Here is a 14,262-nt window from a genome sequence, read left to right on the forward strand (position 1 = left end):
CTCTGCTCCCTGCGGTTCGTGGTGTCGGTGGTACGGGACGGGCGGCCGTGGGGCCGCCCGTCGGGTCACTGGTCGCCGTCGGCCCGGCCGATGGCCGCGCCCGTGCCCACGGCGATCGGCTCGCGCTCGGGAACGGTCAGCGCGGCGGCGGCGATGGCGTCGGCGTCCTGGACGAAGTCGGTCCAGAACCCGGGCCGGCTGCTGCCGCCCTGCATGAACCAGCGGGTGTGCTCGGTCGGGATGCCCAGGACGTACAGGCCCTCGTCGGGCTGCCCGTCCCGGCCCACCGGGTGGAAGGGCGCCCGCGTGACGAAGACGCCGCCGGTGTCGAAGGCCTCGTCGCCCCGGCCGTTGACGTAGGAGGTCCAGATGCCCCGCTCGACCAGGCGCCGGGTGAGCGGCGCGGGGTCGCGGTGCACGTCGGGGGTGGGGATACGGGCGTCGATCACGGTGTCGACGAGCGTACGGGAGCCGGCCACGGCCGGGGAGGACATGGCGAAGCGTCCGCTGTCCTCGTCGCCCTCGAAGCAGGTCTGGGGGCCCACGATGCGCAGGTGGCCGCTGTCGATCAGGGCGGCGACCTGCCGCAGGCGGATCATGGGCGGGCCGGCGGCCAGGAAGGAGCTGCGCGGCACGAACCAGCCGAGGAAGTCGGTGCGGTGCGACCGCGGGGTGAGGCCGGCGAAGTCCACCAGGCCGCGGATGATGCCCCGGGTGTCGCGCAGGACGTCCAGCGCCGCCTTCAGCGGCGAGTCCACGTTGCCCCGCTCGGCGTGGGCCAGGTCGTCGCGCAGCGCCTCGTCCAGGTCCTTGGCGAAGGCCTCGGGGCTGTCGTAGACGCGGCCGGTGAAGGGGCGCGCCAGCGACTCCAGGTCCACGGGCGGCAGGCCGCCGACGTCGTGGCGGGCCGCGATGGCCCGGACGTCCGGCACGCCGTGCTCGGCGGCGCTCACCACGTCGGCGGTGAAGGCGGCGGCCCGCTCCTCGCCGGAGGCCAGGCGTATCTCCGTGCGGAAGTAGACGAGTTCGACCTCGGCGAGCAGCAGGGGCAGCGCGTCTCGGTTGAAGTCGCAGGTGCCGTCGGGGCTTTGGGCGCGGACCCGGTCGGCGGTGAACAGGAGGGTGCTGTAACGGAAGTCGTGGTGCTTCTGGTTGCGGCCGCGGGCGGGCAGCGGCATGCCGCTGCGCGAGCCGGCCACCAGCACCGGCTCGTCACCGCTCGGCTCGTAGGCGAGCCGGCCGTCCGCGCCCTCGGTGAACCGGCCGCCGCGGCCCAGGGTGAGCGCGGCCATGACGTCGTAGAAGGACAGGCCCAGGCCCAGCACGCCGACGTACGAGCCGGCGGGGATCTCCGCGAGCGGCATGTCGGCGGCGGAGTCGCCGCGGACGTAGCGCACGTCCGGGTGGGCGGCCGCGAACTCGGCGAGCGTCTTCTGCTGTCCGGACAGCTCGGGCGTGGTGTGGCCGGTGGTGAGGACGACGCGGTCGGCGTCCAGCGCCGAGCCGTCGGCCAGCGACAGGCGGTAGCCGTCCATCGTGCGCTCGAGGTCGGTGACCTCGCCGCGCACCCGGTGCAGGACCGCGTGCGGGGGCAGGCCGGCCTCGACGGTCTCCAGGACGAACTGCATGTAGCGGCCGTGCAGGGCGCGCGGGGCGTAGCCGTTGGGGCCCGCGTAGGTGTCGGGCTCGTTGGCCTGCCACCACTGCGCGAGCGAGGGGCCGGCGCCGGGGCGGGCGGGGCCGCCGTCGGGGGTGCCGGAGAAGGAGGAGACCTCGGCCGCCACGGTGTTCATCAGGAACCATTCGGGCTGGTCCGTGCGCCACACCCGGCCGCTGCCGACCTGTACGGGGTCGATCAGGAGGATCTCCACCGGCCCCCGGGCCGGCTCCTCCGCCAGCCGGGCCGCCAGCCGCTCCACCACGCTCAGCCCGCGCGGGCCGCTGCCCACCACCGCGATCCGGTGCGCACCCGCCGCCCCGGGGCGGGGGTCGAGCAAGCCGGCCTCGGACGGCTTGGTGAGCCGGGAGGAACTGCCGTCAGCGCGGTCCTTCACTTGTCAACCTCTCTCGAAAACAATCGCCGCGGGGGCCCGGCACGAGGAATTCATGCCGGCGAGGGGTTTCGGGTCGTTCGGCCGACATTTATTCAGCTCGAATTCAATTCACCGATAACCTTGCGGATGATCACTCTAGTCTCGATCTGCATCGCTGATCAATACCGAGCCGTTCATGCTTTGTATGAGCTCTCCTCATGGGCCTCCGAGGGTGACCTGGAAGGCAAACATGCAGGTCAGAAGCTTGGCGTGGCGGCTGGGTGGGCGTTCGCGACCGCTCCCCGGGCTTTCTCGAGCCCTATTCCCATATCCATCGTTTGACGTGCCAACGATCTGTTCGGTCTAATCGCGCTCACCGGCTGGCTCTGGCCAGCCGCTGCGCACTGGGAGGGAAAATGGGGCAGCGCCCGGCATTGCTGGTTCTTGATTTGATCAACGAGATCGTGCACCCGGAGGGCAAGTACGGGGCGGACGGCTACGAGCGGCAGGTGGCCGAGCGGGGGGTGCTCGGGAACGCCGCGAGGGCGATCGAGGGGGCCCGCGCCGCCGGCATCCCCGTGATCTACGTGGTGGTCGGGTTCTCCGAGGGGTACCCGGAGTGGCCGGCGGGCTCGCCCATCTTCAAGATCGCCAAGGAGGACGGGCGCATCCAGCTGGGCACCTGGGCGACCGAGGTGCACGAGTCGGTCAAGCCCGCCCCCGGCGAGCCGGTCATCGCCAAGCACCGGATCAGCCCGTTCTACGGCACCGGCCTGGACCTGCTGCTGCGCAACCAGGGCATCGACACCCTCCTGCTGACCGGTGTCTCCACCGACATGGTCATCCTGGCCACGGCGCGCGACGCCCACGACCGCGACTACGCCGTCGAGGTCCTGGAGGACGCCACCGCCGCCGACGGCCCGGAGATGCACGAGGCCGCGCTCAAGGTGATCGGCCGCTGCGCGAAGATCACCACGGTCGACGAGGCCCTGAAGGCGGACCGGTGAGGAACCACGTCGCGACCCGCTTCTCCGGCATCGAGAAGTCGGCCACCTACGCCGTCCTCGAGCTGGTCCACGAACTGCGCGCCAAGGGCGTCTCGGTCCTCGACCTCGGCGGCGGCGAGCCCGACTTCGACTCGCCCGAGCACGTGGTCGCGGGCGCCGTGGACGCGCTGCACGACGGCTTCACCCACTACTCGCCCAGCCGCGGCCTGCCCGAGCTGCTGACCGCGATCTCGCACAAGCTGCGCGAGGACAGCGGCGTGGTGGCCGACCCGGCGACCGAGATCATCGTGACGCCGTCGGCCAAGCACGCTCTATTCATTTCGCTCATGACGCTGCTGGACCCGGGCGACGAGATCATCATCCCGACGCCCAGCTGGGTCAGCTACAAGTCCATGGCGCATCTCATCGGGGCCGTCCCGGTGTCCGCCGAGCTGTCGTCCGAGAACGGCTTCCGCGTCACGCGGGAGCTCCTCGAGCGGTATGTGACGGACCGTTCGAAGGCGATTCTCGTCAATTCGCCGAACAACCCGACGGGCCACACCCTCACCCCCGAAGAGGCCGAGGGCATCGCCTCCTTCGCACGGGACCACGACCTTTTCGTCGTCTCCGACGAGATCTACGAGAAGATCCGTTACAACCGTGCCGAGCACATCAGCATCGCGGCCCTGCCGGGCATGGCCGAGCGGACGCTGACCGTGAACGGGTTCTCCAAGGGATACGCCATGACCGGATGGCGCCTGGGCTATGTCGCCGGCCCCGCCCCGGTCATCTCGGAAGTGCTCAAGGTCCAGCAGCACTCGGTCGGCTGCGCCGGCTCGTTCGTGCAGCGCGGCGGGCTGGCCGCGCTGACCGGTGACCAGGGCGTCATCGCCGAGATGGCGGACGAGTACGCCGCCCGCATGGCGCTGATCGTCAAGGGTCTCAACTCCCTGCCGGGAATCACCTGCGACATTCCCGGGGGCGGCTTCTACGTCTTCCCCGACATTCGTGGCACCGGATTCTCGAGCTCGGCGGAATTCGCCGAGTGGCTGCTGACCGAGGCGGGCGTCGCGGTGATGCCGGGAACCGCCTTCGGACCCGGCGGCGAGGGGCACATCCGGCTTTCCTTCGCCACCTCGCGGGACGTCATCGAGGAGGCCGTCGGGCGTATGGCCCGGGCCTTGGCGAAGCGCTCGTAGCACGTCGCTGAAAGAGGTCCGGCGGCGGGTTTCCGCCGGGCCTTTGCCGGGGTAATTCTCTTGCCCGGGCAAATTGAACTGCTGTAGCGTGGAATCAATTGTTGCGGCCGGAATTTCTTTTCATTGTTTCCGGCCTGCACTCGACCGGCGGAAATTCTGTCTGTGCCGTCGAGCTCACTCCAGACCTTTCTGTTCAGCGCCTCTGGCGGCCTGCTGCCCTTTTCCCGCAGGGGCCCGCGAGCAGAGGATGAAATGGGAGAACGACCTCTTATGCGTCGGATTTCTTTCTTCGACACCACTCTCCGTGACGGAGAGCAGGCGCCTGCCAACGCGATGGGCCCCGAGGACAAGCTGGACCTCGCACTGCGCATCGAAGCCCTGGGCGTGGACTACATCGAGACCGGCTTCCCGGCCTCGTCCCCGAGCGACTTCGAGGCCACCCGCCTCATCTCGCAGCACCTGACCAAGGCCCGCTTCACCACCTTCTGCCGGGCCGTCCCCCAGGACATCGAGACCGCGATCGAGGCCGGCGGCACCGCCAACCACCAGATCCAGGTCGCGGCGACCGCCAGTGACATGCACCTGCGTCACAAGCGGCGCATCACCCGTCAGCAGGGTATCGACGAGGTGGCCGAGGCGGTCGCCCTCGCCCGCTCCCTGGGCGTCGAGCACGTCTCCGTGGGCCTGGAGGACTCCAGCCGCGGCGAGGACGACCTGCTGCAGCCGATGACCGAGAAGGCCATCGAGGCCGGCGCCACCTGCTTCGTGGTCGCCGACACCTCCGGCGCCATGACCCCGGACCAGTACGCCGGCCTGATCCGCAAGTTCCGTTCCTGGGCCCCGTCCCCGGTGCGGATCGCCACCCACTGCCACGACGACTTCGGCCTGTCGACCGCCAACGCCCTCGCGGGCCTGGAGGCCGGCGCGGACGAGGTCCAGGCGACGCTCGGCGGCATCGGCGAGCGCGCGGGCAACACCGCGCTCGAGGAGATCGCGGCGCTGCTGGCCTACAAGGAGGACCACAACGGCCTGCGCACCGACATCGACCTCGCGGCGATGTACGAGGCCTACAACGTGCTCCGCCGTGTGATCAGGCTCGAGGAGCCGCGCAACAAGGCGATCTTCGGCGCCTACGCGTTCGGCACCGCCGCCGGCATCCACCAGCAGGGCATGCTCCGCAACCCGGCGACCTACGAGTACGTCGAGCCGGACCGGTTCGGGCGCCGTCGCTCCATCCTGATCGGCCGGCACTCCGGCCGCTCGGTCCTGCGTCACCTGCTGGACCAGCTCGGCCTCGAGGTCTCGGACACCGAGCTGGACGAGCTGTACCGCGTCCACATCGCCGAGCGCGAGGGCGGCGACTGCGAGGACCTGGAGGTGCTCAAGGACCGCCTCGCGCGCGAGCTCGGCGCGGGACTGGTGGCCGCCTAGGAACGACTGACGGCGACTTCCGAGGGACAGCGAGGGTCGTGGCCCGCCGCCGGCGGCGGGCCACGACCCGCCCCGCCGGCGGGCGGGTCAGGCGGCGTCGCGCAGCGTGCGGCGCAGGTCCTGGGCGGCGGCCGCCAGGTGGGAACGGATCTCCTCGGCCCGTGGGCCCATGCGCCAGGCCGGTCCGCTCACGCACAGTGCGGAGTTGACCCGGGTGTGGCCCTCGTGGACGGGGACGGCGATGCCCAGGACGTCCTTCTCCGCCTCGCGCGATCCCATGGCGTATCCCTGGTCGCGGATGACGGAGAGCTTTCTGCGCTCCCGCTCGGAAAGTCCCGCGGGTTCGGCGGAATAGGCGAGGAGGATCCGCCCGGCGGGTCCGTCCCGCAGGGGGAAGGCGCTGCCGACGGGGACGGTGTCGCGCAGTCCGTCGGCGGGTTCCACCGAGGCGACGCAGGCGTAGCTCTCGCCCATTCTCCGGAAGTGCTGGACGCTCTCGCCGCATTGCCCGAGAAGTCGTTCCAGGACGGCGTAGTCGGTGGAGGCCTCCGGCTTCGCCCCGGTGTCGTCCGCCCATGCCCTGATGCGCGCCCCGATGCTGATTCCGCCGTCCTCGTCACGCCGCAGAATGTCTTGCTCCGTCAGTTCCCGCATGATGCGATGCAGCGTGGAATGGGGAATTCCGGTGACCCTGCGGATGTCGCTCGGCGAGCGTGCCCCCCGCGACACCGCGTCCATGACCGCCAATATGCGTACGACGTTGGCCACCGGTCTGCAACTCCCCTCCGACTGCAAGACTGCTGAAAAAGTATCAGCGACGCCGGTAATAGTAATGTGTGGCTCGTGAAATCATTTGTTCTTCGGGTGATCGGCCGTGGGAGGAGAAGAAGTTGACGCGCATTGTCGAGTCGGATGACCTCGCCGGCCTGATATCCGCCGCCGACCGGCTGCGGCGAGGAGCCGTGATCGCCACTCCCGCCGGCGGCGGATGGGCGATCCTCTGCGACCCGTTCAACGAGAAGGCCGCCCACCGGGTGGGCGCGCTGGGATCCGATGGATTTCCGCCGGCCCTCCTCGTCTCCTCTCCCGTGGAATGGCGGCGATGGGCGTACGCGCCGCATCCGGGTGTCGACGATCTCCTCGACGAGGTGTGGCCGGGCCCGCTGGAAATCGTCGCCCGAGCGCGCCGGACACTGCCCGCCTGGATGACGTCCGACGACGGGACCGTGACGGTCGCCCACCCCGATCGCCGTTCCCTCAACCTGCTGTCGATCTACAGCGGACTGCCGCTCGCCTGCGCTTTTGCGGAAAACGCCGGGGCCGGGGAAGGCGTCGCGGAAAACGCTGCGGAAACCGCCGTGGAAAACCTCGGGGAAGGCTTCGGGGAAAACAGGGCGGCCGGCGGCTTCGGGCCTGCCGCCCCGGACGCTGTCATGATGTCCCCGGGGAGGGGCGCCGACATCGTGATCAAGGGGGAGAGGAGCGGCCGGGAGCGTACGACCGGCATCGGGACCGTCGTCGACCTGACCGGCCGGCGACCCGTGCTCGTCCGCGAGGGCGACGTCCTCGCCGACGCGGTGCGCCGCCGTCTCCCCGACCTCGACGACTCCGTGACGATGAGATGAGCGGGAGGAAAAGCGGTGCAGATCCGCGCTTTTGAGGACGAATGGCTGGTCGGAGAGGACCAGAGCGAGCCCAGAGCCAGCGTCGTACTCGCCGATGCCGATCCCATATCGCGCCGCGTCCTGGGCACGGTGCTCCGGGACGCCGCTCAACTGCAGTACATCTGCTGCGTCGACAGCCACCGCCCGCTGGAGGAGTGGCCGCTGTCCCAGGCCGACGTGGTCGTCCTCTCGGTGGGGCCGCAGGACGACCCGGTGCCGATCGTCCGGCAGTTGGCCTCCCGCCGCATCAGGGTCCTGCTCATCGGCACCGGCTGGAGCAGGTACCGGGTCGACGCCGCGTTCTCCGCCGGCGCCACCGGCTGCCTGGTGAAGGACACCGAGATCGGGCGCCTGGCCACGGCCACCCGCGCCGTGGCGTCCGGCCATGTGGTGATGTCGCCGCAGCTGTTCGGCCTGTTCACGGCCTCGCCGCGGGTCCACGGGCCGCGGGCCGTCCTCGCCGCCCACCGGAGTGAGGCCCGCAGCCCCGAACGGCTGCTGCGCGCGCTCACCGAGCGCGAACGCGAGGTCCTCGACCTGCTGGCGGACGGGCTGTCGACCGCGGAGGTCGCGGGCGCCCTCACCCTGTCGCCCGCCACGGTCAAGAGCCATGTCTCCCACTCGCTGAGCAAGCTGGGCGCCCGCAACCGCCTGGAGGCGGTGCTGATGATGCAGCAGGCGCGCAGCATGCGCTGAGGGGCACCGGGAGACATGGCGTCCGCCCGTACGGTCAGCCGGCGGTGACCGGCTTGGGCTTGGCCTTGCCGGGCGCCAGCGGCACCGCGATCAGCGACGCGGCGGCGACGGCCGCCCACACCACGGTCCAGGAGGACCAGCCCAGCAGGAGGGGGATGAGCAGCGGGGTGAGCGTGGCGCCGGCGAAGGCCGTGGTGTTCTCCAGGCCGAGCGCGGTGCCGGCCCGCTGGGCACCGGCCATGGCGGCGATCTCGGTGTAGGCGACGCCGTGCCAGGCGTTGGCCAGCATGCCGCCGATGGCGAGCGATATCGCGACCAGCACGGTCGGCGCGTGGGTGAGGACGGCCGCGGCGGCCATGGCCACACCCGTGATCACTCCGACCGCCCGGACGTAGCCGCGCCGGTTGCCCGTACGGTCCGTGTAGCGGCCGCTCCACACGCGGATGGCGGCGCCGCCGATCTGGACCGCGAGGATGGTCACGCTGCCGACGACGAGACCGGCGTCCTTGGCGTCGTGGAGGAAGATGCCCGCGAAGGACAGCACCGCGATCTGCGGCATGGTGAGCAGCGCGCTCGCCAGGGCGAGCCGCCAGCAGTCCCACCGGCGCAGCGGCGAGCGGTCGTCCGCAGCCGCCGCGGCCGCCTTGGCCGCCGCCGGGGCGTCGTCCGGCTCGTGCAGCCAGAGCCAGGTGGCCCCCGCCGTGATGAAGCAGAAGGCCGCCAGCACGCCGAAGACCGGGCGGAAGCCGTAGCTCGAGGCGAGCCAGGGCAGCAGTGCGGCGCCGATGGCACCGCCCGCCGGGATGGCGGTCTGCCGGATGCTCATGGCGAATCCGCGCTCCCCCTCGCGGAACCAGATCATCACCGCGCGCCCGGAGGAGCCGTTGACGCTTCCGCCGAGGATGCCGACGAGCAGCATGGCGGCGGCGAGCAGGGCCACGGACGGCACCGAGTCGCCGGAGGGCACCGTGAACAGCGACATCAGGGCGAGCACGGCGCCGGTGGAGAGCAGACCGGTCAGCAGGACCTTGCGGTCGCCGAACTTGTCCGTCAGCAGGCCCCACAGGATCTCGGACACCGCGACGCCCAGCAGGATGCCGCCGAGGACGACGCCGAGCTGCCCGTTGGACAGGTGGTATTCGCCCCGCATGGTGGTGCCGGTGACGGGGATGCCGGCGAACGTGGCGGAGAAGCTGGCCTGGGCGGCGACGCCGATGCCGAGGACGGTCCAACGGTGGTTGGGGCCGTACCGCCGGGCGGGCTTGCCGCCCGTCTGTTGCGGGGCGGCTGTGGGGAGAGTGTCACACTCACTCCTTCGAGGCTGGCGAGGTGGGGGATCGGCGGGGTGTGCCGGGCCGGAAGCCGGGGACCGGGATCCGACGGGCGGGGTGGCGGGCGGCGGCACGACCCGCCGCCCACCCAAGGAGAGCTCGGTCAGAGGGGCTTGACCGGCTGCTCCCAGACGACGAGGGCGATGCAGCCCTCGGGGCTGGCCGGGGCGTGGATGCTGTCCGGCTTCATCAGCAGAAGGCTGTTCTCGGGGTAGATGCCGTCCTCGGTGCGGAGCTCGCCGCTGAGGACGTAGATCAGCTCGTAGCCGGGGTGACGGTGCTGCTGGGCCTGGGCGCCCGGCAGGTAGCGCACGATCGCGGCGGCGGGGCCGTTCTCGCCGGTCTCCACGGTGCTGTAGAGCCGGTGGACCTCGGCGCCGACGCGGCCGTCGCTGACGAGGGGCTCGAACTCGAGCTCCTGCAGGTCGAACCGGCCGTCGGGCAGGGACGCGAAGAGCTGGGGCAGGCGCTCGGCCAGGGTCTGGGCGGACATGCGGATCATCTCCTGGTGGGATGGTGCGACGGAGCGGGGGCGCGCGGTCCCAGGCGGTAGGCCTGCGTCCGCGCAGGGCGGCCCGTGCACCTCGTCAAGGGGGGGAGGCGTACGGGCGCGGCGGTGCGGTGCGGCTTACTTGTCGCCGACGCGGCCCTGGACCCCGTCGATCCAACGGTCGGCGTGGCGGTCGGCGGCGGCCTGGTTGCGGAAGGCGTACGTCTTCAGCAGCCAGCGCTGGCGGGCGCGCTCCGGGTCGTTGATCTCCATCTTGTCGCGGCTGTGGAGACCGTCCTGGTTGGCGAAGGTGAACAGGTCGCCGGTCAGGATGCGGTGACGCGTCTTGTCCGCGCGGACCAGAGCGTTCTTCAGCTCGAGCAGGGCGTCCTTGGCGATCTCCGGCGAGCCCTCGGCCACGGTGGTGCTCGTGTCCAGGTAGCGGAAGCTGTGGTGGTTCTCGAGGATGGCGTGCTTCTCGGACACCGTCAGGTCGCCGTTGTTGTCGCGCGAGAAGACGTCGTACGGCGTGAAGAAGTGCGGCTGGCGCAGCACTTCCTGGTGCTCCTCGGAGAGGTGCTTGAGGAGGTCGCGACCGTCGACGAAGCCGGTGTAGATGTAGTCGCCGTCGGGGCTGCGCATGCCCAGCAGCGAGATGAAGTCGGCGCGGACCGGGTGCGCGGTGCGGTCGTTGTGGTAGACGAGCTCGCTGTCGCTGAAGCCGGTCTGCATGCCGCTGTAGCGGTTGATGGCCACGACGTCGATGAAGAAGTCGCCGTTGAAGCGGGTGCCGTAGGAGAGCAGCGGCGTGCCCACGAGCTGGGCGAACAGCTCGAGGAAGGTCTCGCCGACGAACGTCTTCTTCTTGGCGTGCTTGTCCGCCACCGGGTCGTCCAGGTCCAGGACCGGGATCTCCGCGTCGAGCGGGCAGTTGCGCAGCACGTGGGCCTCGGCGGCGCCCGTCTCGCGGTCGTTGCGGACACGGCCGCACACCTCGGTGAAGAAGGCGGGAACCTCGCCACGGTCCACCAGGTCGCCCACCGCGCGGGAGAACGCCGAGTAGTCCTCGTACGGGCTCTTGTCGACCGCGCTCAGGACCCCGTACAGCTCATCGCGTTCGGCGTCGGACAGGACGTAGGTCGGCTCCATAACCTCACCAATCTTTCCCCAAGGGCAATGACTTGTGGCCGGTGCCCAAGACTTGTGGTCAAGAGAAGTGTCCGTTCCGCGGCCCGTTCGGGCATCGCCCTACGGTTGAGGACCCGGTATTCGCCTCCCACCGGGGGAGTGGATCGACCGCATAAAAAGTGGAGACGGCCGGCCGGACCACCACCAAAGGAGGAGACCGGGACCGGCCGTGGCGGGGGAGCGACGGCCCGGGCGGGGATTGCGCGGCATTCGGGCCGTGCGCATAGTCGCCGTATGTCGACTGCGGAACGCCTTATCGAGAGCACGCGGGAACTGCTGTGGGAACGGGGGTACACGGGCACCAGCCCGCGGGCCATCCAGCAGCGGGCCGGGGCGGGCCAGGGGAGCATGTACCACCATTTCTCCGGCAAGCCGGAGCTGGCCCTGGCGGCCATGAGGCGCAGCGCCGAGCAGCTCAGGGCCGATGCCGAGGCGTGGCTCGGGGGCCCGGGCGGCGCCGCCGAGCGCATCACCGGATATTTGCTCTCGGAAAGGGAGGTGCTGCGCGGCTGCCCGGTGGGGCGCATGGCGCAGGACCCGGAGGTCGTCGGCGACCCGGGGATGAGCGAGACGGTGGACGGCGCCTTCCGGTGGCTGCGCGGCCGCCTGGAGGAGGTGCTGGAGGAGGGCCGGCGCGGCGGCGAGTTCCCCGCCGGCCTCGACGCGAGCGGCACCGCGGCCGTGATCGCGGCGGTCCTGCAGGGCGGGTACGTCCTGGCGCGCGCCGCCGGGAGCGCCGAGCCCTTCGAGCGGGCCGTCGGCGGCGTGCTGGACCTGCTGGGGATCCCGTCGGCCGCCGTGGCGGCCTGAGGGCCGGCGCGGCCCGCCCGGCGCGGCCCGTGGCGTGGGGTGCCACGGTCCTCGCGCGGGACGAGGGCGGCCGCGCCGGTCAGGGATCAGGCCCGGCCGCCGACCATGAGGGCCAGGTCGAGGGTGCGGTGCGAGAAGCCGTACTCGTTGTCGTACCAGCCGATGGCCTTGACCACCGAGCCGCCGCCGGGGCGGTCGCTGACCATGGTCAGCTGGGCGTCGAAGGTGCACGAGGCCGGGGTGCTGACGATGTCCGAGGAGACGATCGGGTCCTCGGTGTAGACCAGGAAGTCCGCGAGCTCGCCCTCGGCCGCCTTGCGGAACGCCTCGTTGACCTCCTCGGCGGTGACCACGCGGTCCAGCTCGACGGTCAGGTCGACCACGGAGCCGTCGATGACGGGCACCCGCATCGACAGGCCGTCCAGGCGGCCGGCCAGCTTCGGCAGGACCAGCCCGATGGCGCGGGCGGCGCCGGTGCTCGTGGGCACGATGTTGGAGGCCGCGGCCCGCGCGCGCCGGTAGTCCTTGTGCGGGACGTCCTGGATGCGCTGGTCGCTGGTGTAGGCGTGGACCGTGTTCATCAGGCCGCGCTGGATGCCGAAGCTGTCGTCGAGGACCTTGGCCATCATCGCGGCGCAGTTCGTGGTGCACGAGGCGTTGGAGATGATCCGCTGGCTGCCGTCGTACGCGTCGGAGTTGACGCCCATGACGACGGTGAGGTCCTCGCCGGTGGCCGGGGCCGAGATCAGGACGCGGCGCGCGCCGGCGTCCAGGTGGCGCTGGGCATCCTTCGCGTTCGTGAACACACCGGTGGACTCGACGACCACGTCGACGTCCAGCTCGCCCCACGGCAGGTTCGCCGGGTCCTTCTCGCTGAGCACGCGGATGCGGCGGCCGTCCACCACCAGGTGGTCGCCGTCGACCTCCACCGTTCCGTCGAGGCGGCCGTGCACGGAGTCGTACTTCAGCAGGTGGGCCAGCAGGGCGGGCTCGCTGAGGTCGTTCACGGCGACGACCTCCACGTCGCTCCGGCGCAGTGCTGCGCGGGCGACGGTGCGGCCGATGCGGCCGAAGCCGTTGATGGCAAGACGCAGAGTCATGTGATCCGAGTCCCTTCTCAAGGTTCAAACGGATGCCAAGGCGCGCGTCGTGGCAACGGCGCGCCAGAGGGAGGACCGGCGGGGCGTAAGAGAAAGCGCCGTTGCAATTCAGTGCCCGCTACCGAGAGTCTAGGCGGTCCCCCGACAACACCACTTACCCACTACATGCGTTCTGCATCCATCGCGCCGATCGGCCTTTAGTCCGGCATAAGTGACGCCTGATCGCCGCTTCAGGCGGACGCGGGGAGTATTCCGTCGACGGGCTGCTCGAGCCAGGCCTCGCGGTGGAGCATCGCCCGGTGCAGCCGGCGCAGCCGGTCGCCCGGTTCCATCCCCAGCTTCTCCACGAGCCGGTCGCGGAGCTCGTCGTACTTCGAGAGCGCCTCGGCCGTGCGGCCGCTGCGGTAGAGCGCCAGCATCAGATAGCCGTGGATGTTCTCGCGCTCGGGGTAGTCGAAGGCCAGGCGGTAGAGCTCGCTCAGTATGGTCCGCTCCTTGCCGAGCAGCAGCTGGATCTCGAGCCGGCGCTCGTACGACGCCATCCAGGACTCGTCGAGCGACCGCCCGAGCCGTTCCAGGGCCGGGACGGTGCGCAGGTCGGCCAGGGCGGGCCCCCGCCACAGGGCCAGCGCCTGCCGCAGGTCCTCGGCCTCCCGCTCGAGCTCGGCGGCGCTCCGCGGCCCGTAGCCACGGGACGAGAGCCGGGTGAACTCGTTGAGGTCGAAGGAGTAGCGGTCCAGCCGGAGCACATAGCCCGGATACACGTTGGTGAGGTCGGCCGGGTCGAACCCGAAGGCGCCGAGCCGGCGGCGTATCTGGGAGAGGTACACCTGGAGGGCGGCCCGTGCCGTGGGGGGAGCGGAATCCCGCCACAGGAAGTCGATGAGCTCGTCGACGGACAGGCACCGGCCGTTGTTCACACAGAGGTAGGCCAGCAGCGATCGCTGTTTGGGCGCCCGCGGTGTGCACACCGTTCCCTTGTCGCCCGCGACTTCGAAGTGTCCAAGTATCCGGAACTGCACGAGAGTCCTTGTCCGTCGGTCTCGGCCCCCCCGTGGCCCCCCGCGAGGGACCTCGAGCCGTCGGTTTCGACCGTACCCCAACGGTGATCTTGGCCCGATCCCGTCTCTCGTCGGCATCCCGCCTTTGCCATCTCTTTGCCTGCAGCCTTCACCCGCGGTTGCAGCGCATGTCGCGGCGGTAGCGGTGGGATGTGAACCCGGCAAGTGGCGCTTCTCACTTGTGGCTTCACTGAAGAACCGGACAAATCGCAGTTCTATATGCCCCTGCGATCCGGTTCGCGCGCTCGGCCCGGATCGCTTCTCCGATGGCGA

13 protein-coding genes are annotated in these 14,262 nt (G+C 70.6%); 6 read left to right on the forward strand and 7 right to left on the reverse strand.

The annotated features are described in order from the left end of the window. Positions 1-65 precede the first annotated feature (65 nt). Positions 66-2,054, reverse strand: coding sequence for an FAD/NAD(P)-binding protein (locus J1792_RS06735; RefSeq protein WP_207246814.1), 1,989 nt, complete (start codon positions 2,052-2,054; stop codon positions 66-68). Positions 2,055-2,449: 395 nt separating this feature from the next. Here J1792_RS06735 and J1792_RS06740 point away from each other — a divergent pair, with 395 nt between their 5' ends. The 3 genes from J1792_RS06740 to J1792_RS06750 all read left to right on the forward strand — a co-directional run bounded on the left by J1792_RS06740 (position 2,450) and on the right by J1792_RS06750 (position 5,649). Continuing rightward, a complete protein-coding gene (locus J1792_RS06740) occupies positions 2,450-3,040 on the forward strand; it encodes a cysteine hydrolase family protein (protein WP_086573722.1) in 591 nt (196 codons plus the stop codon). After that, positions 3,037-4,218: a pyridoxal phosphate-dependent aminotransferase gene (locus J1792_RS06745; protein WP_207246815.1), complete on the forward strand. Its 1,182-nt coding sequence runs from the start codon at positions 3,037-3,039 to the stop codon at positions 4,216-4,218. Before J1792_RS06740 ends, J1792_RS06745 begins: the two co-directional genes overlap by 4 nt. A 270-nt stretch (positions 4,219-4,488) precedes the next feature. Next, the gene (locus tag J1792_RS06750; protein WP_207246816.1) at positions 4,489-5,649 is read left to right on the forward strand and encodes a LeuA family protein; all 1,161 of its coding nucleotides are present in this window, start codon (positions 4,489-4,491) and stop codon (positions 5,647-5,649) included. An 87-nt stretch (positions 5,650-5,736) separates the two neighbouring features. Here the strand turns inward: J1792_RS06750 and J1792_RS06755 are convergent, their stop codons facing one another. Further along, positions 5,737-6,417 (reverse strand): IclR family transcriptional regulator, encoded by a 681-nt coding sequence (locus J1792_RS06755; protein WP_086573727.1) that lies wholly within the window; start codon positions 6,415-6,417, stop codon positions 5,737-5,739. A 122-nt stretch (positions 6,418-6,539) separates the two neighbouring features. Here J1792_RS06755 and J1792_RS06760 point away from each other — a divergent pair, with 122 nt between their 5' ends. After that, the gene (locus J1792_RS06760) at positions 6,540-7,274 is read left to right on the forward strand and encodes an L-threonylcarbamoyladenylate synthase (protein ID WP_207246817.1); all 735 of its coding nucleotides are present in this window, start codon (positions 6,540-6,542) and stop codon (positions 7,272-7,274) included. Positions 7,275-7,289: 15 nt separating this feature from the next. Continuing rightward, positions 7,290-8,009: a response regulator transcription factor gene (locus tag J1792_RS35330; RefSeq protein ID WP_086573730.1), complete on the forward strand. Its 720-nt coding sequence runs from the start codon at positions 7,290-7,292 to the stop codon at positions 8,007-8,009. 34 nt (positions 8,010-8,043) lie between these two features. On the opposite strand, the gene J1792_RS06770 is transcribed toward J1792_RS35330, so the two are convergent. The 3 genes from J1792_RS06770 to J1792_RS06780 form a co-directional block, all read right to left on the reverse strand. After that, the gene (locus J1792_RS06770) at positions 8,044-9,414 is read right to left on the reverse strand and encodes an MFS transporter (protein WP_207246818.1); all 1,371 of its coding nucleotides are present in this window, start codon (positions 9,412-9,414) and stop codon (positions 8,044-8,046) included. A gap of 29 nt (positions 9,415-9,443) precedes the next feature. After that, positions 9,444-9,833, reverse strand: coding sequence for a cupin domain-containing protein (locus tag J1792_RS06775; protein WP_179198746.1), 390 nt, complete (start codon positions 9,831-9,833; stop codon positions 9,444-9,446). A 135-nt stretch (positions 9,834-9,968) separates the two neighbouring features. Continuing rightward, entirely contained in the window at positions 9,969-10,979 is a 1,011-nt protein-coding gene (locus J1792_RS06780; RefSeq protein ID WP_207246819.1) for a TauD/TfdA family dioxygenase, read from the reverse strand. A gap of 273 nt (positions 10,980-11,252) precedes the next feature. On the opposite strand from J1792_RS06780, the gene J1792_RS06785 reads away from it, so the two are divergent. Further along, positions 11,253-11,828 carry a TetR/AcrR family transcriptional regulator gene (locus J1792_RS06785; protein ID WP_086566469.1) on the forward strand — a complete coding sequence of 192 codons (576 nt, stop codon included), beginning with the start codon at positions 11,253-11,255 and terminating at the stop codon, positions 11,826-11,828. A gap of 86 nt (positions 11,829-11,914) precedes the next feature. Here J1792_RS06785 and gap read toward each other — a convergent pair whose 3' ends face one another. Both gap and J1792_RS06795 read right to left on the reverse strand, forming a co-directional pair. After that, positions 11,915-12,928 carry a type I glyceraldehyde-3-phosphate dehydrogenase gene (gap, locus tag J1792_RS06790; RefSeq protein ID WP_086566471.1) on the reverse strand — a complete coding sequence of 338 codons (1,014 nt, stop codon included), beginning with the start codon at positions 12,926-12,928 and terminating at the stop codon, positions 11,915-11,917. Between the two features lie 230 nt (positions 12,929-13,158). After that, positions 13,159-13,950: an AfsR/SARP family transcriptional regulator gene (locus J1792_RS06795; protein WP_179198747.1), complete on the reverse strand. Its 792-nt coding sequence runs from the start codon at positions 13,948-13,950 to the stop codon at positions 13,159-13,161. Positions 13,951-14,262: the final 312 nt, after the last annotated feature.

The organism is Streptomyces triculaminicus, assembly GCF_017349075.1.
In the GTDB taxonomy this organism is placed as follows: domain Bacteria; phylum Actinomycetota; class Actinomycetes; order Streptomycetales; family Streptomycetaceae; genus Streptomyces; species Streptomyces triculaminicus.